The organism is Hydrogenophaga sp., from assembly GCF_035481345.1.
Taxonomy (GTDB): domain Bacteria; phylum Pseudomonadota; class Gammaproteobacteria; order Burkholderiales; family Burkholderiaceae_C; genus Hydrogenophaga.
Window position 1 is genome coordinate 1 of record NZ_DATIGV010000040.1, and the last position, 25752, is coordinate 25752.

Genomic DNA, 25752 nt, shown 5'->3' on the forward strand with positions numbered 1-25752 from the left:
CTGGCTGTGCAAGGGCTTCGAACGGGCCGCCTCGCCCGACGAACCCGGCCTGATGGGCCACGAGATCGCCGCCGCCGTGGCGCCGGGCCTGCGCGCCGGTGTGCTGAGCGGCCCCAGCTTCGCCCAGGAGGTGGCCCGGGGCCAGCCCACCGCCCTGGTGGCCGCGAGCGCACACCCCGAGGTGCGCGACGCCCTGGTGGCCGCTTTCCACGGCCCCACGCTGCGTGTGTACGCCAACGACGACGTGGCTGGCGTGGAGGTGGGGGGCGCGGTGAAGAACGTGCTGGCCATCGCCACCGGTCTGTGCGATGGGCTCAACCTGGGCCTGAACGCACGCGCCGCGCTGATCACGCGCGGACTGGCCGAGATGACGCGCATGGGCCTGGCCCTGGGCGCGCGCGCCGAGACCTTCATGGGCCTGTCGGGCCTGGGCGACCTGGTGCTCACCGCCACCGGCGACCTCTCGCGCAACCGGCAGGTGGGCCGCCTGCTGGCCAAGGGCCGGACCTTGGAGGAGGCGGTGGCCTCGCTGGGCCACGTGGCCGAGGGCGTGTACAGCGCGCGCACCGTGTCGCAGCGCGCACGCCGGCTCGGCGTGGACATGCCCATCACCGATGCGGTGGTGGAGTTGCTCGAAGGGCGGCTGCGTCCCGATGAGGCAGTGGCCGCGCTCATGGGACGCGACCCGAAATCCGAAGGCCTCTAGGCCCCGGCGTCAGACCTCAAGGTTGTCGATCAGGCGCGTCTTGCCCAGCCGCGCCGCGCCCAGCACCACCAGCGCGTCGCCCGGCTTGGGCGGCTGCAGGTCCTCGCGGCGGCGCACGGTCAGGTAATCGGGCTGCCAGCCGCGCGCGGCCAGGGCCTGCAAGGCGCGCTGTTCCAGGCCGGGCAACTGGCGCTCCAGCCCGTCGGCCGCGGCCAGCGCGTCGCGCGCCAGACCACGCAGCGCCAGCGAGAGTTGCACCGCCTCGGCGCGCTCGGCCTCGCTCAGGTACATGTTGCGCGAACTCAGCGCCAGGCCGTCGGCGGCGCGTTCGGTCGGGGCGCCCACGATGTCGATCGGCAGGGCGAACTGCTTCACCATGCGCCGCATGATGAGCTGCTGCTGGTAGTCCTTGAGCCCGAACATCGCGGTGCGGCGGCCCTTGGCTTCGCTGAACACGCACTGGAAGAGCTTCATCACCACCGTGCACACGCCGGTGAAGAAGCCGGGGCGGAAGTGGCCCTCGAGGATGTCGGCCAGCTCGGCGGGCGGCTGCACCTTGAAGCCCTGCGGCTCGGGGTACATCTCGCGTTCGCTGGGCGCGAACACCACGTCGCAGCCCGCGGCTTGCAGCTTCTCGCAGTCGGCCTCCAGCGTGCGCGGGTAGGTATCGAAGTCCTCGTGCGGCGCGAACTGCAGGCGGTTGACGAAGATGCTCGCGACGGTGACGTCGCCCAGGGGTTTGGCGGTCCTGACCAGGGCCAGGTGGCCGGCGTGCAGGTTGCCCATGGTGGCCACCAGGGCGGGCGAGTCGTGGGGGCGCAGCGCGTCGCGCAGGTCGGCGATGGTGTGAACGAGTTTCATGAATGCGATCGAAAGATGCCGGTCGGGCGCAGGTTCACCAGGCGTGAACCGCGTCCTCGGGGAAGCTGCCGTCCTTGACGGCGCGCACGTAGGCGGCCATGGCGTCGCGCACCGAGCCCGCGCCGTCCATGAAGTTGCGCACGAACTTCGGGTTCTTGCCCAGGTTCACGCCCAGCATGTCGTGCATCACCAGCACCTGGCCGGCCGTGCCCTTGCCCGCGCCGATGCCGATGGTGTGGCAGCGCGGCAGTTGCTGCGTGATCTCGGCCGCCAGCGCGGCCGGCACCATCTCCAGCACCAGCATGGTGGCGCCGGCGTCCTGCAGCTCAAGGGCGTGGCGCTTGAGCGTGAGCGCGGCCTGGTCGTCGCGGCCCTGCACGCGGTAGCCGCCGAGGGCGTGCACCGTCTGCGGCGTGAGGCCCAGGTGGGCGCAGACCGGGATGCCGCGCTCGACGAGGAAGCGCACGGTGTCGGCCGTCCAGCCGCCGCCTTCGAGCTTGATCATGTGCGCGCCCGCGTGCACCAGTTGCGCGGCGCTGCGCATGGCCTGCTCCTTCGACTCGTGGTACGCGCCGAAGGGCAGATCGCCCAGCAGCCAGGCCGTGCCCTGTACGCGGCGCAGGCCGCGCGCCACGCTCTCGACGTGGTAGGCCATGGTCTCCAGGGTCACGCCCGCGGTGCTGGCCAGGCCCTGGCACACCATGCCGAGCGAGTCGCCCACCAGGATGCATTCGACGCCGGCCGCGTCGGCCACCGCCGCGAAGGTGGCGTCGTAGGCGGTCAGCATGGTGATCTTTTCGCCGCGTTCGCGCAGCTCGTTCAGGCGCGGCAGGCTGACGGGTTTGCGAGCGGGCAGGGGAGAGGCCGCCGGCAGCGTGCCGTAAGGTGTGGCGGGGGTGGGGTTGCTCATGTCGTGGTCCGGCGCGGGCCGGGCGGTGAACGAGAATGCGGGGGACTATAGTGCATTGCACCATGCAGGTGCGCCCCCCGGCCGACGGCCTTTTCCCCACGATGAAACACCTCAGCGAATACACCTCCGCCGACATCGCCGCGCTGGCCGCGCAGGACGTCGCGCGGGCCCTGGCCGAAGACGTGGCCACGGGCGATCTCACCGCCGCGCTGGTCGATGCGGCGCGCCCGGCGCGCGCCCGCGTGATCGCGCGCGAGAGCGCCGTGCTCTGCGGCGCGCCCTGGGTGGAAGCCGCCGTGCGCGCGCTCGACCCGCAGGCGGTGATCACCTGGCACGTGGCCGAGGGCGCGCGTTGCGAACCGGACCAGACCGTGCTCACCATCGAAGGTCGGGCGCAACCGCTGCTGACGGCCGAGCGCACGGCGCTCAACTTCCTGCAACTGCTCTCGGCCGTGGCCACGCAGACGGCGGCCTACGTGGCCGCCGTGGCCGGCACGCGCGCGGCCATCGTGGACACGCGCAAGACCCTGCCGGGCCTGCGCCTGGCGCAGAAGCACGCGGTCACGGTGGGCGGTGGCGTGAACCACCGCATCGGCCTGTTCGACGCGGTGCTGATCAAGGAGAACCACATCGCCGCCGCGGGCGGCGTGGCCCAGGTGCTGCAGCGCGTGCGCGACACCGCGCCGGCCGCGCGCTTCGTCGAGATCGAGGTGGAGACGCTGGAGCAGCTCGACGAGGCGCTGAGCCATGGCGCCACCATGGTCCTGCTCGACAACATGGACCTGCCCACGCTGCGCGAAGCGGTGCGCCGCAACGCGGGCCGCGCCATCCTCGAAATCTCGGGCGGCGTGAACCTGTCGACCGTGCGCGCCCTTGCAGAAACGGGCGTGGACCGCATCTCCATTGGTGCCCTGACCAAGGACGTCAAGGCCATCGATTTCTCCATGCGCTTCGAGGCGCTGTGAGGCGACACCATGAGCAACGAAGCCATCATCGACGTCGAGTACGAACAACCCGCCTGCCCGACGCAGCACGCCTGGGCGCGCGTGCCGGTGGAGCCGGGGCCGAAGCAGCGCGCCGAACTCAAGGAACGCATCAAGGCGCTGCTGAAGGAGCGCAACGCGGTCATGGTGTCGCACTACTACGTGCACCCCGACCTGCAGGACCTGGCCATCGAGACCGGCGGCATCGTGAGCGACTCGCTGGAGATGGCGCGCTTCGGGCGCGACCACCCGGCCACCACCCTGGTGGTCTCTGGCGTGCGCTTCATGGGCGAGACGGCGAAGATCCTGAGCCCCGAGAAGACGGTGCTGATGCCCGACCTCGACGCCAACTGCTCGCTCGACCTGGGCTGCCCCATCGATGAGTTCAGCGCCTTCTGCGACGCGCACCCCGACCGCACGGTGGTGGTCTACGCCAACACCAGCGCGGCGGTGAAGGCGCGCTCCGACTGGCTGGTCACCAGCAGTTGCGCGCTCGACATCGTGCGCGCGCTGAAAGACAAGGGCCACAAGATCCTGTGGGCGCCCGACAAGCACCTGGGCGGCTACATCCAGCGCGAGACCGGCGCCGACATGCTGATGTGGAACGGCTCGTGCATCGTGCACGACGAGTTCAAGGCCTTCGAGCTGGAGGCGCTGAAGAAGGAGCACCCCCGGGCCAAGGTGCTGGTGCACCCCGAGAGCCCGGCCGACGTGGTGGCCCTGGCCGACGCGGTGGGCTCGACCTCGGCCATCCTGAAGGCCGCGAAAGAGTTCGATGCGAGCGAGTTCATCGTGGCCACCGACAAGGGCATGATGCACATGCTGCGCCAGCAGAACCCGGGCAAGGTGTTCATCGAAGCGCCCACGGCCGGCAACAGCGCCACCTGCAAGAGCTGCGCGCACTGCCCCTGGATGGCCATGAACGGCCTGGCCGGCGTGGCCCAGGTGCTGGAGAAGGGCCTCAACCAGATCCACGTCGACCCGGCGCTGATCCCGCGCGCGCGCCAGCCGATCGACCGCATGCTGGCCTTCACGGCCGCGCACAAGGCCGGTCAGGACGCCGGCGCGCTGGTGCCGAACATCGGCGCGGCCTGAGCGTCGCGCGCCCGCCCGACGGCGCATAGCCCCGCCATGCGCAGCACGGAGGGCCGTTCAGTGAGCGAAGCCCGCGTTCACGCCCGCCTTGCCTTCGCGGCGAGCGGCCTGGCGTGCCATGGGGCTTTGCGGCTCGACTTCGGCGCGCCGCGCGCCGTGCTCAGGGCCGATGCGCTGTCCGAGGTCCGGCCGGTGATCGAGGCCGCCGAGGCGGCCGCCCGCCAAGGCGCCTGGGTGGTGGGCTGGCTGGCCTACGAGGCGGCCGGCGCTTTCGACGCCGCCCTGCCCACGCACGCGCCCGAGGGGCCCCTGGCCTGGTTGGGCGTGCACGACGCGCCGCTGGCGCAGGACACGGCGCCGCAGGCCCGGCCGAGCGCCGTGCGCGCGAGCTGGCGCGACACGCCGTGCGCCCGCCCGGACTTCGACGCGGCGCTGGCCGCCCTGCTGCAGGCCATTCAGGCCGGCGAGGTCTACCAGGTCAACCACACCGCTCGCTGGCGGGGCGAGTTGGACCAGGGCGGCGCGCTGGACCTCTTCGAACGTCTGCGACGCGAGCAGCCCGCCGACTACGCGGCCTACGTCGACGGCGGCGGGCAGCAGGTCTTGAGCCTGTCGCCCGAGCTGTTCTTCGATTGGGACGGCGAGGCGGTGCTCACGCGGCCCATGAAAGGCACCGCGCCGCGCGGCCTGAACGCGCGCGAGGACGCGGCGCAGGCCGCGCGCCTGGCCGCGTGCCCCAAGGAACGGGCCGAGAACGTGATGGTCGTCGACCTGCTGCGCAACGACATGTCGCGCATCGCGCGGCCGGGCTCGGTGCGGGTGCCATCCCTGTTCGACGTGCGGCCCCTGCCCACGGTGTGGCAGATGACGTCCGACGTTTGCGCACGCACCCGTGAAGGCACGCGGCTGCTGGACGTTCTGCGCGCGCTGTTCCCCTGCGGCTCGGTCACCGGCGCGCCCAAGCGCCAGGCCATGCGACGCATCGTGCGGCACGAGGCGGGCGCGCGCGGCGTGTACTGCGGCGCCGTGGGCGTGCTGCGGCCCGGTGGCGGCGCTACGTTCAACGTCGGCATCCGCACGGTCGTCGTGCGCGAACGCGCCTTGACCCTGGGCGTGGGCAGCGGTGTCACGGCGGGTTCGCGCGCGGGCGCCGAGTGGCGCGAATGGCAGCACAAGGGCGCGTTCGTGGCCCGCGCGGCCGAGCCGTTCGAGCTGCTGGAAACCCTGTTGCTCGAGGACGGCCATTGGCGGCATGAGCCACGCCACTGCGAACGCATGGCGAATGCGGCGCGCCACTTCGGCTTCGCCTGGACGCCCCAGGCCTGGTCGCAGGCTTTGCGAGCGGTGCGCGAAGCGCACCCGGCCGGCCCCTGGCGCGTGCGGGTGCTCAGCACCCGCGAAGGCCGCGTGCAGGCCACGGCCTACGCCATGGTCGCCACGCCTCTGCCGCTGCGCCTGGTGCTGGCCGAGCGCCCCTTCGCGGCAGCTCACTCGCCCTTCGTGCGCCACAAGACCACGCGCCGCGCGCACTACGAAGCGGCCGAACGCTCGGCGCCCGGCCTGTTCGACACCCTGCTGTGGAACGACGATGGCGAATTGACCGAATGCACGCGCGGCAACATTGCCCTGCGGTTCGATGAGGGATGGGTCACGCCCGCGCTGGACTGTGGCTTGCTGCCGGGCATCGGCCGGCAGGTGGCGCTGGACGAGGGGCTATTGCGCGAAGCGGTGGTGCCGCTGTCGGCGCTGGCGCTGGTGCGCGAATGGGCCTTCCTCAACAGCCTGCGCGGCTGGCTGCCTGCGGTGCTGCAACGCGGGGCCTGAGCCAGGCCGGTTGAAGACATCCTTGAGAGTTCCTTGAGACGGCTCGCGCCGCCCGAGGCTGCGCAGGCGTTACCCAGTGCTGCGGCGGCGCATGGGGCGTGGCCTTGTGCGATGGCGCGGAGTGGTTTCGGCGCACGCGCGCGATCCAGATCCATTCAAGGAGACGCCATTCATGGGCGACGGGCACGACGGCCTCGCAGCCGAATCACCGCTGCACACCGCGCTACGGCAGCACCTGTCGCGCCCCGGCGCCACCAACCTCGGCTTCCTGCAGGTGCTGACCGAGTTGTGCGAGACCACCGGCTGGGCGCCACCGGACGTGTCCGCCCTCGGGCCCTTCGATCCGGTGTCGTTCGAGGCGGCCATCGCGGGGGTCGACATGTGCGTGTCCTGCGCACCGGGGCGCGATGGCGGCGTGTACCTGGCCTGCGTGTTCGGGCCACTGCCCGAGCGGGCCGCCTTGCAGGCCGCGACGCGCCTGCTGGAACTCAACCTGTTCCTCCATACCCATGGTCGCTCGGCCTTCTGCATCGATTCGCAGTCGGGGGACGTGGTCTGCGGGTGCCGCTTCGATGAGGGCAGCTTGTCCGCCGCCTCGCTGTTCGACGGCATGCGCCTGATGAGCGAGCAGGCCCTGCTGTGGCGCGAAGGGTGGTTTCTGGACCCTGCCCCAGGCCCAGCCCGCGATCCGCTGGCGCGCTCGGTGTACGCCTGAGCGCGCGGGAGCCCGCCATGAATCTGTCCTCGCGTGGCAGGCACAGCGCTTCCTCGTCGGGAAAAGCCTCGTTGACCAGCAGTTGGCGGGAAGCCGATCTGTCCGCCTCGGCCAGCTTCAGCGGCCAGTCCCCGCGGCCCCCGACGGCCGGGCGGGGCGCCGCGTCCCGCGCAGGGCCAAAAGACTCCCTCCTGCAGGCGTCGATCAGGAGCCACAACCTGATGGCCGTCGCCACCGCGCTCGGGCGCCAGGCGATGGTGGTCGGGCCCGATGGCATGCCGGTGTTCGACGACAAGCAGGTCCTGGGCTTGTGGTCGGTGCTCGAGAAGCGGTCCCACCTTGGCTACGCCGAGATCGTGGAGTCGCTCATCGACCTGGCGCGGCAGTGCCTGATTCACGATTGCACGCCCCGCGAACTGGCCAAGCGCCTCAGGCACGCGCCGGTGAACGCGGTGGTGTCCTTGCATGAACCGAACGAGGCCGACGTCACTGGCCAGGTGCGATGGGTCCTTCTCCTGGGCAGGCTGACGCTGGACAAGGTCATGGCGAGTCTGCCGCTGGCCCGTGCCGGCGGTGTGCCCCATCGCCAGCTGCGCGAGAAGCAGGCCCTGGTCGACCAACAGGCCGCCCGCCTCGTGGCCCTGGAGATGTGGTGTGAGATGGCGCGGGGCGAAGCGCGCTTCCCACAGGACGCGGACGCGGTCGACATCCTCGTCGATGGGGCGGTGCGCCATGCGAAGGGCGACGTCGGCGGGATGCTGGCCGCGTTCAGGGAACTCGTCCTGCTCTGCGAGGACCTGGGGCCGCAGGACCTGCTGGAGGACGCCAGGGCGGTCCTCCAGGAGGTCGAGGAGACGCTGGAGCGGGACGGGGCCGTGTTCGCGCAGTCCCTCGAACCCGGCGCACCCGCCCCCGCCGTCTCCATCGCCGATCGGATCGAGGCGCTGCTGAAGCGGCAGCCCGTACGGCCGCTCAGCTACTGGACGTACTGCTGCGAGCACTGGATGCAGGCCAGGCAGGGCGCGCTCGAAGACCAGCGGCGAAGGCTTCAGAGCACCCGGGATCACCTGATGAGCCAGCCCTGCAAACAGCCCCCATCCCGGCGCGTGGTCGGGCGAACCCGACAGGTGCTCGAGGTGGCGCACACCGTGAAGGAGCTGTCCGGGTACGTCTCCCGGTGCGACCACGGGGCCGAGGCCGAGCGGCTGCTGTTCCAGCTCAGGGCGTTGCTGGTGGACATGCGCACCAGCGAAAAGGCGGACAAGCGATGGGGCGGCGTGGCGCGCCAATGGATGCGCAGCCTGGTGGACAAGACCTGCCTGCCCAGGGGCCGGCACTGCCATGCCAAGGCCATGGGGCGCATCTGGATCTCCCTGGGGCAGCACCTGGCGCTGCTGGACGAGCTGGTCGATGCGCTGGTGGCCAGCGAGGCGGCGCGGCTGGAGGCGGCGTTGGCGGAGGTGCTCGCCGAACGCCAGGCCCTCGCGTCGACGACCGGTCCGCTGCACGCACTGCGCGTTGCCCTGCTCGTGCGCGTGTGGGAGGCCTCGCTGCCGCCGACCACCGTGCCCTATGCGTCGGACACACGCGGCTTCTGGGGGACGGTCACCTATTCGGCGCTTCGGGACGGCGTGTGCACCTACGTCTCGCGCCTGGTCATGGACAGCATCGCCACGGCCATCCGGGACCTCGCCTGCGAGAGCGACAGCCTCCCCGACGAACTCGTCGACTGGCTGGCCTTCGCGTTCGGCGGTGGCTTGACGATCTATTCCCTGTACCGGATGCACGCCATCCGCCGGGTGCCCGAGATCGAGCACAGGCAATCGACCTTCGCCGACGTGCTGAAGTGGTCGTCGGGCCTGCTCGTGGCGGCGCAGGCCGTGGGCGGGGTGGGCGTCACGGTCGCCCATGGGGTGATGGGCGCCAGCGGTGTGTCCGCCGTGGCCTATCGCTTGTGGAGCGCGGCCGTGTGGTCCAGCGCCGTCATCGAAACCTCGCGATGGCTGCGCCAGGCCCTGCAAAGCCCGCTCAGCTTGCAGGCGCCGGGCATTCCCGGTCTCGGCCCGCGCATCAAGACCATCGAGCTGCTGCGCCTGGACGGCCAGATGATGCCGCCGGAGCACGCGATCGAGTTCCACTCGATCCGGGACGGCGGCTACACGGTCGCGACGACGCTCTTGAGCGGCTCCCTGGGGCAGGTGGACCTGAACACCCTGGCGTTCGGCCTGTCACGCATCGCCCTGGCCGCCGGCGAGGCCGCGGACGCGGCATGGGCCGACATCGCCAAGCTCATCTTCGCGGCCCGCCACCCCGAGGAATACCGCGTGGTGGTGACGGACATGAGCCCGAAATCGTGGAGGGACACCCTCGCGCACATCGACACCCAGGCCGCGGCCCGCTCCGCGTTCGGTGGCTGGGTGAACGGGTGGGCCAACTTCACGGCGATGATGTACGAGCTGTACGTGGCGTCCCACACCGATGCCATGCGCGTGCTGGCCTTCATCAGCGGCTTCGTGCTCGGCGCAACGACGGCTCCGCGCGGCCGGGTGGCCAAGGACTACATGAACGCCTACGAAGGCTATGTGGTGACGACGGGCCTGATGCCCTGGCTGTACGGCGCCGTGGTGTCCGGCATACCGCCGCTCAAACGCCAGTACGACGCGCACGAGCGGCGGAAGATCGAGCGGCGTTGCCTGGCCCTGGACCAGACGATCGGCCGGGCCGCGTACCAGACGGCGGAGCGGTTCCGCCAGTGGGTGGAGGCGCTGGCGAAGGCCCTCGCCTCGGTGCCGGCCGATGCGCGGCCCGACTTCAACGCCGTGCTGCACCAGCAGTGGAGGGACGACGCCAATCCGCTGGCGCATCTGGACGAACCCGACGACGTGAGAGACCTGCTGCACGCGTGGCGCAAGGAGGTGAAAGGCGATTCCCGGCAAGCGGCGCATCGCCTGACGATTGGCGAGTTGCTGAAGACGGTGCCAGCCTCGCCGGTCATCGGCGACGCCGACATGCAGGCGCCGCAGGGGCTGGTGTAGCGGCCCGCGGCGCAGGCCGTGGTCTCAGCGCGCCGGCGGCACCAGGATCGTGGGCTTCGCTTCGGGCAGCATGTCGGGGTAGTCCCGGCTGAAATGCAGGCCGCGGCTTTCGCGGCGCAGCATCGCCGACATCACGATCAGGTCGGCCACCTGCACCAGGTTGCGCAGCTCCAGCAGGTCGCGCGTGACGTGAAAGCGCGCGTAGAACTCGTGGATCTCGCGCTGCAGCAGGGTGATGCGGTGCGCCGCGCGCTCCAGGCGCTTGTCGGTGCGCACGATGCCCACGTAGTCCCACATGAAGCGGCGCAGCTCGTCCCAGTTGTGCGAGATCACGACCATCTCGTCGGCGTCGGTCACGCGGCTGTCGTCCCACAGCGGCAGCGCGGGCGGCTCATGCGCCTCGTGCGCGCGGATGGCGCCCGCCGCGGCCTGCGCGAACACCATGCACTCCACCAGCGAGTTGCTGGCCAGCCGGTTGGCGCCGTGCAGGCCGGTGCAGGTGGTCTCGCCCACCGCGTACAGGCCGGCGATCTCGGTGTGCCCCTGCAGGTCGGTGACCACGCCGCCGCAGGTGTAGTGCGCGGCCGGCACCACCGGGATGGGCTCCCTGGTGATGTCGATGCCCAGTTCGGCGCAGCGCGCCAGGATGTTGGGGAAGTGCTCGCGCAGGAACTCGGGGCTCTGGTGCGAGATGTCCAGGTGCACACAGTCCAGGCCGTGCTTCTTCATCTCGAAGTCGATCGCGCGCGCCACCACGTCGCGCGGCGCCAGTTCGGCGCGCGGGTCGTGGTCGGGCATGAAGCGGTGGCCGCCCAGGCCGTCGCCCAGGTGCGGCGGCAGCTTGAGCAGGCCGCCTTCGCCGCGCACGGCCTCGGTGATGAGGAAGCTCTTGGCGTGCGGGTGGTACAGGCAGGTGGGATGGAACTGGATGAACTCCATGTTCGCCACCTGGCAGCCCGCGCGCCAGGCGGCGGCGATGCCATCGCCCGTGGCGGTGTCGGGGTTGGTGGTGTACAGGTACACCTTGCCCGCGCCGCCGGTGGCCAGCACGGTGTGGCGGGCCGAGAAGGTGACCACCTCGTCGCGCACGGTGTCGAGCACGTAGGCGCCGAAGCAGCGGCGTTCGCCCCCCTGGCCGCTGAGGTGGCGCTCGGTGATCAGGTCCACCAGCATGTGGTGCTCGAACACCTGGATGCTGGGCGTGGCCTTCACGCGCTCCACCAGCGTGGCCTGCACGGCGGCACCGGTGGCGTCGGCCGCGTGCACGATGCGCCGGTGGCTGTGTCCGCCCTCGCGCGTGAGGTGCAGTTCGCCGTCGGCGGTGGAGAAAGGCACGCCCAGCTCGCGCAGCCAGGCGATGGCGGCGGGTGCGTTCTCCACCGTGAACTCGGTGGCCTCGCGGTCGCTCAGGCCGGCACCCGCCACCAGCGTGTCCTCCACGTGCGAGGCGTAGCTGTCGCCCTCGGCCAGCACGGCGGCGATGCCGCCCTGCGCCCAGTTGCTGGAGCCATCGAGCAGGGCGCGCTTGGTGATCACGGCCACGCGGTGCGTGGCGCTCAGGTGCAGGGCGGTGGACAACCCCGCCAAGCCGCTGCCGATGACCAGGACGTCAAAGTGTTGGGTCATGTTCTGTTGAAGGACGGAACACGAGCCGCCGCCGGGCCGCCCCAAGGCGGCTCAGCCCCCTTGGGGGGCAGCGACCCGCGCAGCGGCGGAGCGTGGGGGTTCATGTTGCTGGGGTGTAGGCCAGGCGCACGTAGATGGGCGCGAAGGCCTCGGCCTGGGTGAGCTCGATCAGGGTTTCCTTGGCGAGCTCGAGCATGGCGATGAAGGTCACCACCACCACCGGCACGCCCTTGCTGGTGTCGAACAGGTCGCCGAATTCGACGAACTGGCGGCCCTGCAGGTGGCGCAGCACGATGCTCATGTGCTCGCGCACGGAGAGCTCCTCGCGGCTGATCTTGTGGTGCTGCACCAGCTTGGCGCGCTTGAGGATGTCGCGCCAGGCGCTTTGCAGATCGATCATCTCCACGTCGGGGAAGCGCGGCTGCAGCGCCTGCTCGACGTAGATCTGGGCGCGCAGGAAGTCGCGGCCGTACTGGGGCACCTCGGACAGGCGCTGCGCGGCCAGCTTCATCTGCTCGTATTCGAGCAGGCGGCGCACGAGTTCGGCGCGCGGGTCCTCGGCCTCCTCGCCTTCGGCCGTCTTCTTGGGCGGCAGCAGCATGCGCGACTTGATCTCGATCAGCATCGCGGCCATCAGCAGGTACTCGGCGGCGAGTTCGAGGTTGCTGGCGCGGATTTCCTCGACGTACTCGAGGTACTGGCGCGTGACCCCGGCCATGGGGATGTCGAGGATGTTGAAGTTCTGCTTGCGGATGAGGTAGAGCAGCAGGTCCAGCGGGCCCTCGAAGGCCTCGAGGAAGACGCGCAGCGCGTCGGGCGGGATGTACAGGTCCTGCGGCAGCTTGAACAGCGGCTCGCCGTAGAGCCGCGCCAGCGCGACGTTGTCGATGACCGTGGGCAGCACCTCGTCAAGGCCCTGCGGGGCCTCGTCGAGGGACGGCGTCGGTTCGGTCATGCCCTCGGGCTCACTGGAAATCGGAGTTCGTCTGGTAGACGTAGGGCTTCTGCGGCACGCGGGCCTGGCGGGCCTCGGCCGCGAACTCGCGGTCGATGGTCTTGTCCCAGAGCAGGTTGCGGCCCTCGCGCTGGCGCTCTTCCATCCCGGGCTTGGCGGCCTTGAGCTGCTCGATGAACTCGGTGGTGTCGGATTGGTAGTCGGGGCGGCGGAAGAAGGACATGGCGGCGGAGGTGTCCGGGTCGGGAAAACCGGCGATTTTACCGGTCGGCCCCGGCGGCCGGCGCCAGCCGGGCCGCAAAGCCCGAGCGCGCCATCAACGAGGCCGGCTGCGGCTGCAGGCCCGTGATCTCCAGCCGCCCGCCGCGCCGCTGCACGGCCTTGTGCAACTGCTCCAGCGCGTCCAGCCCGGTGGTGTCCAGGGAGACCAGCAGGTGCGCGTCCAGCAGCAGGTGCAGCGGGCCGGGCGCCGCCTCCACCTCCGCCACCAGGGGGTCGATCTTGGTGACCGCACCGAAGAACAGGGAGCCGTAGAGCCGCCACTTCTGCTGCGTGTCGCCGCGTTGCACCGGTTCGGCGCGGAAGATCTCGCTTTGCCGGCGCACGAACAGCACCACGGCCAGCACCAGGCCCAGCTCCACCGCCACCGTCAGGTCGAAGACGATGGTCAGCAGGAAGGTGGACAGCAGCATCAGCCGGTAGTGGTTGCTGAAGTGTTTCAGTCGGGCGAACTCCCGCCATTCGCCCATGTTCCAGGCGACGAAGAGCAGCACCCCGGCCAGCACCGCCAGCGGGATGTGAAAGGCCAGCGGTGCCGCCACCAGCACCACCACCGCCAGCGTGGCCGAATGCACCACGCCCGCGATCGGCGAGACCGCGCCTGCGCGGATGTTGGTGACGGTGCGCGCGATGGTGCCGGTGACCGGCATGCCGCCGAAGAAGGGCACCACGGCGTTGGCCACGCCCTGGGCCATGAGTTCCTGGTTCGGGTCGTGTTTGCGCGCGTCGCCCAACTGGTCGGCCACGCGCGCGCACAGCAGCGACTCCACCGCACCGAGCAGGGCGATGGTGAGCGTGGGCGTGACGAGCAGGCGCACGGTTTCCCAGGAGAAGTCGGGCAGGTCGAAGGCCGGCGGGCCTTGCGGAATGCCGCCGAAGCGCGTGCCGATGGTTTCCACCGGCAGTTGCAGCGCCCAGGCCAGCAGCGACAGCGAGACCAGCGCCACCACCGGCCCGGGCACGCGCGAGGTGGCCCTCAGGGCACCGGGCACGTCCAGGTTGTCGAGGCGGCGGCGGAAGCGCGAATCGGTGGCCCACAGGCGCGGCCAGATGAACAGGCCGAGCACGCACAGCGCGCCCAGCAGCAGCGCCCAGGGGTTGAGGCTGCCGATGTGCCCGCCCAGCGCCGCCATCTGGCCGAAGAAGTTGGCCGGCAGATGAGGCACCTGCAGGCCCAGCAGGTCGCGCAGCTGCGACAGCGCGATCAGCACCGCGATGCCGTTGGTGAAACCGATGACCACGCTGACCGGCACATAGCGCACCAGCGCCCCCAGGCGAAACAGGCCCAGCAGGAACAGCAGCACGCCTGCGCTGGCGGTCGAAATCAGCAGGTTGGCCACGCCGTAGCGCTCGACGATGCCGTAGACGATGACGATGAAGGCGCCCGCCGGACCCGCGATCTGCACCGAGGTGCCGCCCAGCAGCGACACCAGCAGGCCGCCGATGATGGCCGTCCACAGCCCCGCCTGGGGCGGCAGGCCGCTCGCGATGGCGAAGGCCATGGCCAGCGGCAGCGCCACGATGCCCACCGTGACACCGGCGCCGAGGTCGCGCGCGAAGCGCCCGCCGTCGTAGCCCCGGAGGTCCGCCAGCAGGCGCGGGCGGAACGGGGCAAGGGGCGGCAGGCCGGGCATGGGCGGCATGTTACCGATCGCTACCCGCGAGGCAAGGCCGCGGCCTACACTGCCGGTCAACTTTGGAGAGCCCTCGCATGACCGCACCGAACACCCGCAGCGCCTGGTGGCGCCTGGGCCGCCTCATCACCGGCGTGCTCGCCGCCGTCGGCTTCGTGGGTGCCTGCGACCTGCAGAACATCGCCGAGCTGGAGCCGGGCGTGTCCACCGAGGCCGACGTGCGCGAGAAGTTCGGCCAGCCCGAGGCCGTGTGGGACGGCGAAGAGGGCGCCCAGATCTACGAATACAACCGCCAGCCCGAAGGCGTGGTCAATTACATGATCACCATCGGCCCCGACGGCGTGCTGGTGAAGGTGTCGCAGGTGCTCACCGAAGAGAACTTCGCCAGGGTGCAGCCCGGCATGCCGCTGGAGCAGGTGCGCCGCCTGCTGGGCAAGCCGCGCAAGGTGCAGACCTTTCCCTTGAAGGGCGAGACGCACCAGGACTGGCGTTTCCAGCCCAAGGGCCAGACCGAGCCGATGATCTTCAGCGTGGCCTTCGACAAAGACCTGCGGGTGATCAAGTCCGGGTCGATGCCCGACCCGGATCTGCAGAAGAACTGAGCGATCCGCCGCCGGGCCGCCGCCAGGCGGAGCCTGGGGGCTTGACGCTTCAGCGCACGCGCATGCCCGGCTGCGCGCCGGGCGAGGGCTCCAGCACGAAGATGCCGGGCTGGGCCTTCTCGTCGGCGTGGCTCGCGGCCAGCACCATGCCCTCGCTCACGCCGAACTTCATCTTGCGCGGCGCCAGGTTGGCCACCAGCACGGTGAGCTTGCCCTTCAACTGCTCGGGCTGGTAGGCGCTGGCGATGCCGCTGAACACATTGCGGGTCTTGCCTTCACCCACGTCGAGCGTGAGGCGCAGCAGCTTGGTGGAGCCCTCCACGCGCTCGCAGTCCACGATCTTCGCGATGCGCAGGTCGACCTTGGCGAAGTCGTCGATGGTGATGGTGTCGGCCAGGGCCTCGCCGCCCGGCAGGGGCGCGGCCTCCACTGGCGCGGGGGGCATCTCGAACAAGGCGTCCAGTTGCTTGGGGTCCACGCGCTGCATCAGGTGCTGGTAGGCCTGGATGGCGTGGCCGGCGCCGAGCAGGCGGCCGGCGTCGGCCCATTGCAGCGGTGGCACCTGCAGGAAGCCTTCGACCTGCGCGGCCAGCGCGGGCAGCACGGGCTTGAGGTACAGCGTGAGCAGGCGGAAGGCTTCGATACAGGTGCTGCACACGTCGTGCAGGCGTGCGTCCTGGCCCTCCTGTTTGGCCAGTTCCCAGGGCTTGTTCTGATCGACGTAGGCGTTGACCTGGTCGGCCAGGGCCATCACCTCGCGCATCGCCTTGCCGTACTCGCGCGTGTCGAGCAGCGTGGCAATGGCGGGGGCCTTGGCCTGCAGCGCCTGCAGCAGCGCTGCGCCGTCGGCCGAGGCGGTGCCGAGCTGGCCCCCGAAGCGCTTGGCGATGAAGCCGGCCGCGCGGCTGGCGATGTTGATGAACTTGCCGATCAGGTCGCTGTTGACGCGCAGCTGGAAGTCGTCCTGGTTGAAGTCCAGGTCTTCGTTGCGCGGTGTGAGCTTGGCCGCCAGGTAGTAGCGCAGCCATTCGGGGTTCATGCCCAGGCTCAGGTACTTCAGCGGGTCCAGGCCGGTGCCGCGGCTCTTGCTCATCTTCTCGCCGTTGTTCACGGTGAGGAAGCCGTGCACGAACACCGCGTTGGGCGTCTTGCGGCCGCTGAAATGCAGCATGGCCGGCCAGAACAGCGTGTGGAAGGTGATGATGTCCTTGCCGATGAAGTGGACCTGCTCGGTGGACGGGTCGGCCATGAAGGCGTCGAAGTCGATGCCCTGCTTGCCCAGCCAGTTCTTGAGCGAGGCCAGGTAGCCCACCGGGGCGTCGAGCCAGACGTAGAAGTACTTGCCCGGCGCGTCGGGGATCTCGATGCCGAAGTAGGGCGCGTCGCGCGAGATGTCCCAGTCGCCCAGCTTGGTCTGGCCGTTCTGATCGGGCGCGATCCACTCGCTGATCTTGTTGAGCACCTCGGGCTGCACGGCGCCGCTGTTCGTCCACTGCTTGAGGAAGTCCAGGCAGCGCGGGTCGGACAGCTTGAAGAAGAAGTGATCGGAGTGCTTCAGCAGCGGCTTGGCACCCGACAGCGCGGAGTAGGGGTTGATGAGGTCCGTGGGGCTGTAGACCTTGCCACAGACCTCGCAGTTGTCGCCGTACTGGTCCTTGGCGTGGCAGTTGGGGCACTCGCCCTTGATGAAGCGGTCGGGCAGGAACATGTTCTTCTCGGGGTCGAAGAACTGCTCGATGGTGCGGGTTTCGATCAGGCCGGCGGCCTTGAGGTCCTTGTAGATGGCCTGGGCGAGTTCGTGGTTCTCGGGCGCGTCGGTGCTGTGCCAGTTGTCGAAGCCGATGTGAAAGCCGTCGAGGTAGGGCTTGCGGCCGGCGGCGATGTCGGCCACGAACTGCTGCGGCGTCTTGCCCGCCTTGTCGGCCGCGATCATGATCGGCGCGCCGTGCGCGTCGTCGGCGCAGACGAAATGCACCGTGTGCCCCTGCATGCGCTGGAAGCGCACCCAGATGTCGGCCTGGATGTATTCCATGATGTGGCCGATGTGGAAGTGGCCGTTGGCGTAGGGCAGGGCGGTGGTGACGAAGAGTCGGCGCGGGCTCATGGCGGGCTTTCTTTGGGGAACCCGGGATTTTATGGGTCCGTGTGTATGGGGTATCGCTTTCGCGGCGGAGACCCTTGCGGCTTTCGCTCGTTGCACCTCGCGAAGCTCGCGGCCACTGGGTGCGTCCGCGAGCAACAGACCCGTTGGCGCACGAACCGACCGGCGCAGCCGGAGAAGACCACACAGCCCCCCGGACAAGAACCCCGACGCCGCCGATGGGAATGCGCCCCGCGAAGCCCGGCGTTAGACTTGCCGCCGCCACAGAGCCAGCCGCCCGTGTCCGTTTCCTGGCGCGCGGCCACCCCCACATCCCCTGGAGCCATTCCCCCATGCCCGTCGACCAACAGGCGCTGATGCAGGCGCTGCAAGCCGTGCAAGACCCGAACACCGGGCGCGACTTCGTTTCCACCAAAGCCCTGAAGAACCTGCAGGTGCAGGACGGGGACGTGTCCTTCGAGGTCGAGTTGGGTTATCCCGCCAAGAGCCAGATGCCCGCCCTGCGCAAGGCCCTGGTGGCGGCGGCGCGCTCGGTGGCGGGCGTGGAGAACGTGTCGGTGAACCTGCAGACCAAGGTCATCGCGCACGCCGCGCAGCGCGGCGTGGCGCTCATGCCCAACGTCAAGAACATCATCGCCGTGGCCTCGGGCAAGGGCGGCGTGGGCAAGAGCACCACGGCCGTGAACCTGGCGCTGGCGCTGGCGGCCGAGGGCGCCACGGTGGGCGTGCTCGACGCCGACATCTACGGCCCCAGCCAGCCCATGATGCTGGGCATCGAGGGACGGCCCGAGAGCATCGACGGCACCACCATGGAGCCGCTGGAGAACTACGGCGTTCAGGTCATCTCCATCGGTTTCCTCATCGACCGCGACGAGGCCATGATCTGGCGCGGCCCCATGGCCACGCAGGCGCTGGAGCAGTTGCTGCGCCAGACCAACTGGAAGGACCTCGACTACCTCATCGTCGACATGCCGCCCGGCACCGGCGACATCCAGCTCACGCTCTCGCAACGCGTGCCCATCACCGGCGCGGTCATCGTCACCACGCCGCAGGACATCGCCCTGCTCGACGCGCGCAAGGGCATCAAGATGTTCGAGAAGGTGGGCGTGCCCATCCTGGGCATCGTCGAGAACATGGCCGTTCACGTGTGCGAGAAGTGCGGCCACGTGGAGCACATCTTCGGTGCCGACGGCGGCAAGAACATGGCGGCCGAGTACGGCATGGACTACCTGGGCGCGCTGCCGCTGAACATCCGCATCCGCGAGCAGGCCGACGGCGGGCGGCCCACCGTGGTGGCCGATCCCGAGGGCGAGATCGCCGGCCTGTACAAGTCGGTGGCGCGCCAGGTGGCGATCAAGATCGCCGCCAAGGCCAAGGACTTCTCCTCGAAGTTTCCGAGCATCAAGATCTCCAGCGACACCTGAGCGCGTCTTGACGCGCCCGTCATGGGACGGCGCGGCGAATACCGCCTGGGTGGTATGGCCCCGGGCGCGGGCTTGCGGTGTCATCGGCGCTTCCAGAGGAGGCCACGATGAAGGCAGTACCCGCCCACCGCATCCAGCGCATGTCGCGCACCGACCTGGCGCTGGCCCTGCAGTGGGCCACGCGCGAGGGCTGGAACCCCGGCCTGCACGACACCGACCTGTTCCACGCCATCGACCCGCGCGGCCACTTCATGGCCTGGATCGGTGAGCAGCCCGTGGCCTGCATCAGCGGCCTGCGCCACGGGGTGGGCTACGGCTTCATCGGCCTCTACATCGTGGAGCCCCGCTTTCGGGGCAAGGGCCTGGGGCTGGCGGTGTGGAACGCGGCGCTGGAGTACCTGAAGGGCTGTGTGGTGGGGCTGGACGGTGTGCCCGAGCAGCAGGACAACTACGTGCGCAGCGGTTTCGACCTCGCCTGGCGCAACCGGCGCTACAGCGGCCTGGGCCTGGGCCCGCGCCCGCCGCACCCGCGCATCGTGCGCCTGGCTGGCATGCCGTTCGACAGCCTGGCCGCCTACGACCGGCGCTTCCATCCCGAGCCGCGCCCGGCCTTCCTGCAGGGCTGGATCCGACAGCGCCGGGGCACGGCGCTGGGCTGGCTGCAGGATGGCGAACTGCGCGGCTACGGCGTGCGGCGCGCCTGTGTGCAGGGCCACAAGATCGGCCCGCTGTGCGCCGATTCCCCGGCGATCGCCGAGGGCCTGTTGGAGGCCCTGTGCGCGGGCGTGGGGCCGCAGGAAACCGTGCACCTGGACGTGCCCGAACCCAACCGCGAGGCGCAGGCGCTGGCCGAGCGGCACGGCTTCGTGCCGGGCTTTCCCACGGCGCGCATGTACCGCGGGCCCCGGCCGCACGTCGATCTGGCGCGGCAGTACGCGCTGACGGCGCTTGAAATAGGCTGATCGCTCAGTCCGCCGCCTTCTCCCGCTCGCGCAGCCGAAAGCGCTGGATCTTGCCGGTCGCGGTCTTGGGCAGTTCGTCCAGGAATTCGATGAAGCGCGGGTACTTGTAGGGCGCCAGGCGTTCCTTCACGAAGGCCTGCAGGTCGGCCGCGCTGGCCTGCTGCCCCGGCTTGAGCACCACGTAGGCCTTGGTCTTGGTCAGGCCGTCGCTGTCTTCCTTGCCGATGACGGCGGCCTCCAGCACGGCGGGGTGTTGCACCAGCGTGGCCTCCACCTCGAAGGGGCTCACGTAGATGCCGCTGACCTTGAGCATGTCGTCGTTGCGGCCGGCGTAGGTGTAGGTGCCGTTGGTGTTGCGCAGGTACTTGTCGCCGCTCTTGGTCCAGCCGCCCTGGAAGGTGTCGCGGCTCTTGGCGCGGTTGTTCCAGTACATCAGCGCGGCGCTGGGGCCCTTGATGTAGAGGTCGCCGATGTCGGAGGAGCCGTCGGGGTTCTCGGCCACGGGGCGGCCGTCCTCGCCGCGCAGCTCCACCTCATAGCCCGGCACGGGGCGGCCGGTGCTGCCGTAGTGCACGTCGCCCGGCACGTTGGACAGGAAGATGTGCAGCATCTCGGTGGAGCCGATGCCGTCGATGATCTCGACGCCGAAGTGGCGCGTCCAGCGCTCGCCGATGTCCTGCGGCAAGGCCTCGCCGGCGGAGGAGCACAGGCGCAGGGCCACCGCGCTTTTCGCGGGCAGCTCGGGGCTGGCGAGCATGCCGCCGTAGCCTGTGGGCGCGCCGCAGAAGATGGTGGGGCGGTGCTCGGTCAGACGCTTGAAGCAGGCCTGCGGCGTGGGCCGCTCGGCCATCAGCACCACGGTGGCGCCCACGCTCAGCGGAAAGCTCAGCGCGTTGCCCAGGCCGTAGGCGAAGAAGAGCTTGGCGGCGGAGAAGACCACGTCGTCCTCGCGCATCCTCAGCACGCCCTTGCCATAGAGCTCGGCCGTCCAGTACAGGTTGCCCTGGGTGTGCACCGTGCCCTTGGGCGCGCCGGTGGAGCCGCTGGAGTAGAGCCAGAAGGCGGGTTCCTCGCCGTGCGTGTCGACCGGATCGGCCGGCCGCGCGCGCGCCAGCAGCTCGGCAAAGCCGTGCGCGCCCGCGGGCAGCTTGTCGGCGCGGGAGACGATGAGGTGCTTGACGTCGTGCGTGCGCAGCGCCATCGCTTCTTCCACCACCGGCAGCAGGGCGCCCGAGACGATGGCGGCCTGTGCGCGGCTGTCGCCCAGCATGTAGGCGATGTCGTTGGCCGGTAGCAGGGTGTTCACCGCCACCGGCACCACGCCCGCGTACAGCGCGCCCAGGAAGGCCACCACCCAGTCGCTGCTGTCGTGCGCCAGCAGCAGCACACGTTCCTCGCGGCGCAGGCCCAGGGCCTGCAGCGCGCCGGCGCAGCGGCGCACGGCCTGGTCGAGCTCGCCGTAGCTGAGCCGGCCGCGGTCGTCGATGAGGGCGGTCTTGTCCGCGCGCGCGGCGTTGGCCGCGAGCAGGTGGCGGGCAAAGTTGAAGCGCGCCGGTGGCGCGGCCACGGTGTCGGTGCTCATGGCTTGTCTCCTCGCAATCGTGGGCTCAATACGTCAGGGGCGTGGCGCTGGTGGCCAGCGCGTCCAGCGCGGCGGTGCTCGCCTGCACCGCGCTGCGGCGGTGGTAGAAGCCCAGCGCGCGCAGGCCGCCGAGTTCTTCGCCGCCGCCCGCGCGGCCGGGGCCGCCGTGCAGGGACTGCGGCATCACGTTGCCGTGGCCGGTGTGCAGGCTGGCCACGTCGGGCGAGATGGCGTGCACGCGGCCGTGGCTGTCGGCCAGTTCCAGCGCGGCGCGCGCCACGAAAGCCGGGTCGGCGCTGTAGACCGAGGCCACCAGCGAGCCCTGGCCGCGGCGGATGAGCTCGAAGGCCTGGGCCTCGTTGTCGTAGGGCATGAGCGTGGACACGGGGCCGAAGACCTCCACGTCGTGCAGCACGCGCGCACCCACCGGGTCGCTGGTGCCCAGCAGCACGGGCATGGCGCAGGCGGCCACGGCCGGGTCGGCGTCCACCAGGGCTTGGCTGCGGCCGTCGTACAGGGGCTTGGCCTCGGCCAGCAGTTGCGCCAGGCCTTCGCGCACGCCGTCGAACTGCGCGCGGCTCACCAACGCGCCCATGCGCACGGCTTCGTTGCGCGGGTTGCCCACACTGATCTTGGCCAGCTTGGCGCCGATGGCCTGCGCGGCGGCGTCGTACAGTGCGCGCGGCACGAAGGCGCGGCGGATGGCGGTGCACTTCTGGCCGCTCTTGACGGTCATCTCGCGCACCACCTCGCTCACGAAGAGCGTGAAGGCCTCGCTGTCGGCGGTGGCGTTCGGGTCGAGCAGGGCGCTGTTGAGGCTGTCGGCCTCGATGTTGCAGCGCACCGAGCGCTCGGCGATGGCCCGGTGCCCGCGGATCTGCGCGGCGGTGCCGGCCGAGCCGGTGAAGGACAGCACGTCGAAGGGCTGCAGCGCGTCGAGCAGGCCGGCCGACGAGCCGCAGATGACCGACAGCGCGCCGGCCGGCAGCACGCCGGCCTCCACCACGTCCTGCACCATGCGCTGCGTGAGCCAGGCGGTGGGCGTGCCGGGCTTCACCACCACGGGCACGCCCGACAGCAGCGCGGGCGCGGCCTTCTCCCACAGGCCCCAGCTCGGGAAGTTGAAGGCGTTGATGAACAGCGCCAGGCCGCGCGTGGGCGTGAGGACGTGCTGGCTCTGGAAGGCCGGGTCCTTGCCGAGGCGGATGCGCTCGCCGTCGAGCAGGGCGTGCGCGTCGCCGAGTTTTTCGCCCCACTTGGCGTACTGGCCGATGGTGAAGATGCCGCCGTCGATGTCCACGGCCGAGTCGCGCGTGACGGTGCCCGAGTTGGCGGTGGCGATGGCGTAGTAGTCGTCGCGTTTGGCCTGCAGCACCTGGCCGATGGCCGTGAGCAGGCCCGCGCGTTCGCGGTAGCTGAGCGCGCGCAGCGCGGCGCCGCCCTGCTCGCGGGCGAAGGCGAAGGCGCTGGCCAGGTCCAGGCCCTCGCGGCTCACGCGCACGAGTTCGGTGCCCAGCACCGGGTCGAACAGGGGGGTACCCGGGCCTTGGCCCGCTTGGGCCTTGCCGGCGACGATGTTGGGCAGCAGGGGGGTGGTGGTCATGGCGGGGCTGGTGTCGAAACCGGTGAAGCGATAAAGTGCACTATCTTGCGTGCGGCGAAATGTGCATTAAAGTGCATGTCTTGCCATTTTGCAAGCCTGCAAACCCTTAGCCGAGTCACCCGACCGCCCATGCCCACCATGGATGCCGACGCCAGCGCCGCGACCACCCGACCCACCACGGAAGAGGAAGCGCGCCACCCCTTCCTCGTGGCGCTGGGCGAGCGCGTGCGCACCCTGCGTTCGCGCCGGGGCATGACGCGCAAGGCCGTGGCCCTGGCGGCCGACGTGTCCGAGCGCCACCTGGCGAACCTGGAGTACGGCACGGGCAACGCCTCCATCCTGGTGCTGCTGCAGGTGGCCGACGCCCTGCAGTGCTCCCTTGCCGAGCTGATCGGCGACGTGAGCACGAGCTCGCCCGAGTGGCTGCTGATCCGAGAAATGCTGGCCGGCCGGCCCGAGGCCGACCTGCGCCGCGTGCGCGTGGCCATCGGCGGCGCGCTCGGCCAGGGCCGCACCGAGAGCGACAGCACGCGGCACACGCGCATCGCGCTCATCGGCCTGCGCGGGGCGGGCAAGTCCACCCTGGGGCAGCGCCTGGCGGACGATCTGGGCTACGCCTTCATCGAGCTGAGCCGCGAGATCGAGAAGTTCGCCGGTTGCAGCATCGAAGAGATCCATGCGCTCTACGGCACGCCGGCCTACCGCCGCTACGAGCGCCGCGCGCTGGAAGAGGCGATCCAGATCTACCCGGAGGTGGTGATCGCCACGCCCGGTGGCCTGGTGTCGGACGCCGCCAACTTCAACGTGCTGCTCGCGCACTGCACCACCGTGTGGCTGCAGGCCGACCCGGCCGACCACATGGGCCGCGTGGCGGCCCAGGGCGACATGCGGCCCATGGCCGCCAGCCGCGAGGCCATGGAGGACTTGAAGCGCATCCTCGCGGGCCGCTCGGCCTTCTATTCGAAGGCCGACCTGCACTTCAACACCAGCGCCTACCCGGGCGTGGACGAGGCCTTCGCCGCCCTGCGCGAGCGCGTGCAGGCCCTGATCGCCACCCCCGGCCGCTGAACGGCGCCGCCGACGAACGGCTGCAACATGCAGCAAAATGCATTGACTGCGTTCGAATGCATGCACTATTATTCGTGTCATGCCGGCGGCACCGGCAATCCAGTGCCGCCGATGCCCCACCGCCCGAGGAGACTTCCATGAGCCAACCCGCCCCCGTCGATTACCGCACCGAGCCCGGCCAGTACCGCCACTGGAAGCTGTCGGTGGACGGTTCCACCGCCACTCTCGCCGTCAACATCGACGAAGACGCCGGCATCCGCCCCGGCTACAAGCTCAAGCTCAACAGCTACGACCTGGGCGTGGACGTGGAGCTGCACGACGCGGTCAACCGCATCCGCTTCGAGCACCCGCAGGTGCGCACCGTGGTCGTCACCAGCGCCAAGGACCGCGTGTTCTGCTCGGGCGCCAACATCTTCATGCTGGGCCTGTCCAGCCACGCCTGGAAGGTGAACTTCTGCAAGTTCACCAACGAAACGCGCAACGGCCTGGAAGACTCGTCCAAGCACAGCGGCCTGAAGTTCATCGCCGCCGTCAACGGCGCCTGCGCCGGCGGCGGCTACGAGCTGGCCCTGGCCTGCGACGAGATCGTGCTGGTGGACGACCGCAGCAGCGCCGTGAGCCTGCCCGAGGTGCCGCTGCTGGGCGTGCTGCCCGGCACCGGCGGCCTGACCCGCGTGACCGACAAGCGCCACGTGCGCCATGACCTGGCCGACATCTTCTGCACCACCAGCGAAGGCGTGCGCGGCCAGAAGGCCGTGGACTGGCGCCTGGTGGATTCCATCGCCAAGCCGCAGCAGTTCGCCGCGCACGTGGCCGCGCGCGCCCAGGCCCTGGCCGCGCAGAGCGACCGCCCGGCCGATGGCAAGGGCGTGGCCCTGCCGCGCATCGAACGCACCGACAGCGCCGATGGCATCGCCTACCAGTACGTCAACGTGGCCATCGACCGTGCCAAGCGCACCGCCACGCTGACGGTGAAGGCGCCGACCAGCGCCCAGCCCACCGACATCGCCGGCATCGAGGCCGCGGGCGCCAACTGGTGGCCGCTGCGCATGGGCCGCGAACTCGACGACGCGATCCTGAACCTGCGCACCAACGAACTGGACATCGGCACCTGGCTGATCAAGACCGAAGGCGATGCCGCCGCCGTGCTGGCCAGCGACGCGACCCTGCTCAAGCACAAGGACCACTGGTTCGTGCGCGAAACCATCGGCCTGCTGCGCCGCACCTTCGCCCGCCTGGACGTGTCCTCGCGCAGCCTGTTCGCGCTGGTGGAGCAGGGCTCCTGCTTCGCCGGAACGCTGGCCGAGCTGGCCTTCTGCGCCGACCGCACCTACATGCTCGCGCTGCCCGACGACGAAGCCGCCGCGCCGAAGATCACGCTGGGTGAATTCAACCTGGGCCTGCTGCCCATGGTGAACGGCCAGTCGCGCCTGCAGCGCCGCTTCTACGAAGAGACGCCCGCCATGGAGGCCGTGCGCGCCAACGTGGGCCAGGCGCTGGACGCGGACGCCGCCTTCAAGCTGGGCCTGGTGACCGCCGCACCGGACGACATCGACTGGGCCGACGAGGTGCGCATCGCCATCGAGGAGCGCGCCGCCATGTCGCCCGACGCCCTGACCGGCCTGGAGGCCAACCTGCGCTTCGCCCAGAAGGAGAACATGCTCACCCGCATCTTCGGGCGCCTGTCCGCCTGGCAGAACTGGATCTTCATCCGCCCCAACGCCGTCGGCGACAAGGGCGCGCTCAAGGTCTACGGCAAAGGCGACAAGGCCATGTTCGATTTCAAC

General features: G+C 70.3%; 20 protein-coding genes. 11 read left to right on the plus strand and 9 right to left on the minus strand.

Annotated features, from left to right (window positions below; genetic code table 11):
• Positions 1 to 706, plus strand: a 706-nt coding sequence (locus VLG41_RS03835; protein ID WP_325348073.1) for an NAD(P)H-dependent glycerol-3-phosphate dehydrogenase, incomplete at its 5' end; no start/stop codon positions are given.
• Between the two features lie 9 nt (positions 707 to 715).
• On the opposite strand, the gene panC is transcribed toward VLG41_RS03835, so the two are convergent.
• Both panC and panB read right to left on the minus strand, forming a co-directional pair.
• The gene (gene panC, locus VLG41_RS03840) at positions 716 to 1567 is read right to left on the minus strand and encodes a pantoate--beta-alanine ligase (protein WP_325348074.1); all 852 of its coding nucleotides are present in this window, start codon (positions 1565 to 1567) and stop codon (positions 716 to 718) included.
• 34 nt (positions 1568 to 1601) lie between these two features.
• Positions 1602 to 2477 (minus strand): 3-methyl-2-oxobutanoate hydroxymethyltransferase, encoded by an 876-nt coding sequence (panB, locus tag VLG41_RS03845; protein ID WP_325348075.1) that lies wholly within the window; start codon positions 2475 to 2477, stop codon positions 1602 to 1604.
• Positions 2478 to 2578: 101 nt separating this feature from the next.
• Here panB and nadC point away from each other — a divergent pair, with 101 nt between their 5' ends.
• The 5 genes from nadC to VLG41_RS03870 all read left to right on the plus strand — a co-directional run bounded on the left by nadC (position 2579) and on the right by VLG41_RS03870 (position 10129).
• Positions 2579 to 3442 carry a carboxylating nicotinate-nucleotide diphosphorylase gene (gene nadC / locus VLG41_RS03850; RefSeq protein ID WP_325348076.1) on the plus strand — a complete coding sequence of 288 codons (864 nt, stop codon included), beginning with the start codon at positions 2579 to 2581 and terminating at the stop codon, positions 3440 to 3442.
• 9 nt (positions 3443 to 3451) lie between these two features.
• Positions 3452 to 4555: a quinolinate synthase NadA gene (gene nadA / locus VLG41_RS03855; protein WP_325348077.1), complete on the plus strand. Its 1104-nt coding sequence runs from the start codon at positions 3452 to 3454 to the stop codon at positions 4553 to 4555.
• A gap of 36 nt (positions 4556 to 4591) precedes the next feature.
• Entirely contained in the window at positions 4592 to 6379 is a 1788-nt protein-coding gene (gene pabB, locus VLG41_RS03860; protein WP_414652432.1) for an aminodeoxychorismate synthase component I, read from the plus strand.
• Positions 6380 to 6551: 172 nt separating this feature from the next.
• A complete protein-coding gene (locus tag VLG41_RS03865) occupies positions 6552 to 7094 on the plus strand; it encodes a CesT family type III secretion system chaperone (protein ID WP_325348079.1) in 543 nt (180 codons plus the stop codon).
• Between the two features lie 221 nt (positions 7095 to 7315).
• On the plus strand, positions 7316 to 10129 hold the full coding sequence (locus tag VLG41_RS03870) for a hypothetical protein (RefSeq protein WP_325348080.1): 2814 nt from the start codon (positions 7316 to 7318) through the stop codon (positions 10127 to 10129).
• Positions 10130 to 10153: 24 nt separating this feature from the next.
• On the opposite strand, the gene nadB is transcribed toward VLG41_RS03870, so the two are convergent.
• The 4 genes from nadB to VLG41_RS03890 form a co-directional block, all read right to left on the minus strand.
• The gene (gene nadB / locus VLG41_RS03875) at positions 10154 to 11755 is read right to left on the minus strand and encodes an L-aspartate oxidase (protein WP_325348081.1); all 1602 of its coding nucleotides are present in this window, start codon (positions 11753 to 11755) and stop codon (positions 10154 to 10156) included.
• 100 nt (positions 11756 to 11855) lie between these two features.
• Complete coding sequence (locus tag VLG41_RS03880; RefSeq protein WP_325348082.1) at positions 11856 to 12710, minus strand: ScpA family protein; 855 nt, start codon at positions 12708 to 12710, stop codon at positions 11856 to 11858.
• A 10-nt stretch (positions 12711 to 12720) separates the two neighbouring features.
• Positions 12721 to 12933: a DUF3460 family protein gene (locus tag VLG41_RS03885; RefSeq protein ID WP_325348083.1), complete on the minus strand. Its 213-nt coding sequence runs from the start codon at positions 12931 to 12933 to the stop codon at positions 12721 to 12723.
• 37 nt (positions 12934 to 12970) lie between these two features.
• Positions 12971 to 14632 (minus strand): SulP family inorganic anion transporter, encoded by a 1662-nt coding sequence (locus VLG41_RS03890; protein WP_325348084.1) that lies wholly within the window; start codon positions 14630 to 14632, stop codon positions 12971 to 12973.
• Between the two features lie 68 nt (positions 14633 to 14700).
• On the opposite strand from VLG41_RS03890, the gene bamE reads away from it, so the two are divergent.
• Positions 14701 to 15225, plus strand: a complete 525-nt coding sequence (gene bamE, locus VLG41_RS03895) for an outer membrane protein assembly factor BamE domain-containing protein (protein ID WP_325348085.1) — start codon at positions 14701 to 14703, stop codon at positions 15223 to 15225.
• A gap of 49 nt (positions 15226 to 15274) precedes the next feature.
• Here bamE and metG read toward each other — a convergent pair whose 3' ends face one another.
• Positions 15275 to 17329, minus strand: coding sequence for a methionine--tRNA ligase (gene metG, locus VLG41_RS03900; RefSeq protein WP_325348086.1), 2055 nt, complete (start codon positions 17327 to 17329; stop codon positions 15275 to 15277).
• Between the two features lie 329 nt (positions 17330 to 17658).
• Between metG and apbC the strand changes: the two genes are divergently transcribed.
• Complete coding sequence (gene apbC, locus VLG41_RS03905; protein ID WP_325348087.1) at positions 17659 to 18750, plus strand: iron-sulfur cluster carrier protein ApbC; 1092 nt, start codon at positions 17659 to 17661, stop codon at positions 18748 to 18750.
• Between the two features lie 107 nt (positions 18751 to 18857).
• Positions 18858 to 19712: a GNAT family N-acetyltransferase gene (locus VLG41_RS03910; protein WP_325348088.1), complete on the plus strand. Its 855-nt coding sequence runs from the start codon at positions 18858 to 18860 to the stop codon at positions 19710 to 19712.
• A gap of 4 nt (positions 19713 to 19716) precedes the next feature.
• Here the strand turns inward: VLG41_RS03910 and VLG41_RS03915 are convergent, their stop codons facing one another.
• Positions 19717 to 21294, minus strand: coding sequence for a benzoate-CoA ligase family protein (locus VLG41_RS03915; RefSeq protein ID WP_325348089.1), 1578 nt, complete (start codon positions 21292 to 21294; stop codon positions 19717 to 19719).
• A 25-nt stretch (positions 21295 to 21319) separates the two neighbouring features.
• Positions 21320 to 22897, minus strand: a complete 1578-nt coding sequence (locus VLG41_RS03920) for a 3,4-dehydroadipyl-CoA semialdehyde dehydrogenase (protein ID WP_325348090.1) — start codon at positions 22895 to 22897, stop codon at positions 21320 to 21322.
• 138 nt (positions 22898 to 23035) lie between these two features.
• Between VLG41_RS03920 and VLG41_RS03925 the strand changes: the two genes are divergently transcribed.
• Entirely contained in the window at positions 23036 to 23965 is a 930-nt protein-coding gene (locus VLG41_RS03925) for a helix-turn-helix transcriptional regulator (RefSeq protein ID WP_325348092.1), read from the plus strand.
• 137 nt (positions 23966 to 24102) lie between these two features.
• The coding region (gene boxC, locus VLG41_RS03930) for a 2,3-epoxybenzoyl-CoA dihydrolase (RefSeq protein ID WP_325348091.1) at positions 24103 to 25752 on the plus strand (1650 nt) is incomplete at its 3' end.

Coding starts and splice junctions, on each gene's coding strand:
- panC (WP_325348074.1), bottom strand. CDS start 1,567: ATGAAACTCGTTCACACCATCGCCGACCTGCGCGACGCGCTGCGCCCC.
- panB (WP_325348075.1), bottom strand. CDS start 2,477: ATGAGCAACCCCACCCCCGCCACACCTTACGGCACGCTGCCGGCGGCC.
- nadC (WP_325348076.1), top strand. CDS start 2,579: ATGAAACACCTCAGCGAATACACCTCCGCCGACATCGCCGCGCTGGCC.
- nadA (WP_325348077.1), top strand. CDS start 3,452: ATGAGCAACGAAGCCATCATCGACGTCGAGTACGAACAACCCGCCTGC.
- pabB (WP_414652432.1), top strand. CDS start 4,592: ATGCGCAGCACGGAGGGCCGTTCAGTGAGCGAAGCCCGCGTTCACGCC.
- VLG41_RS03865 (WP_325348079.1), top strand. CDS start 6,552: ATGGGCGACGGGCACGACGGCCTCGCAGCCGAATCACCGCTGCACACC.
- VLG41_RS03870 (WP_325348080.1), top strand. CDS start 7,316: ATGGCCGTCGCCACCGCGCTCGGGCGCCAGGCGATGGTGGTCGGGCCC.
- nadB (WP_325348081.1), bottom strand. CDS start 11,755: ATGACCCAACACTTTGACGTCCTGGTCATCGGCAGCGGCTTGGCGGGG.
- VLG41_RS03880 (WP_325348082.1), bottom strand. CDS start 12,710: ATGACCGAACCGACGCCGTCCCTCGACGAGGCCCCGCAGGGCCTTGAC.
- VLG41_RS03885 (WP_325348083.1), bottom strand. CDS start 12,933: ATGTCCTTCTTCCGCCGCCCCGACTACCAATCCGACACCACCGAGTTC.
- VLG41_RS03890 (WP_325348084.1), bottom strand. CDS start 14,632: ATGCCGCCCATGCCCGGCCTGCCGCCCCTTGCCCCGTTCCGCCCGCGC.
- bamE (WP_325348085.1), top strand. CDS start 14,701: ATGACCGCACCGAACACCCGCAGCGCCTGGTGGCGCCTGGGCCGCCTC.
- metG (WP_325348086.1), bottom strand. CDS start 17,329: ATGAGCCCGCGCCGACTCTTCGTCACCACCGCCCTGCCCTACGCCAAC.
- apbC (WP_325348087.1), top strand. CDS start 17,659: ATGCCCGTCGACCAACAGGCGCTGATGCAGGCGCTGCAAGCCGTGCAA.
- VLG41_RS03910 (WP_325348088.1), top strand. CDS start 18,858: ATGAAGGCAGTACCCGCCCACCGCATCCAGCGCATGTCGCGCACCGAC.
- VLG41_RS03915 (WP_325348089.1), bottom strand. CDS start 21,294: ATGAGCACCGACACCGTGGCCGCGCCACCGGCGCGCTTCAACTTTGCC.
- VLG41_RS03920 (WP_325348090.1), bottom strand. CDS start 22,897: ATGACCACCACCCCCCTGCTGCCCAACATCGTCGCCGGCAAGGCCCAA.
- VLG41_RS03925 (WP_325348092.1), top strand. CDS start 23,036: ATGGATGCCGACGCCAGCGCCGCGACCACCCGACCCACCACGGAAGAG.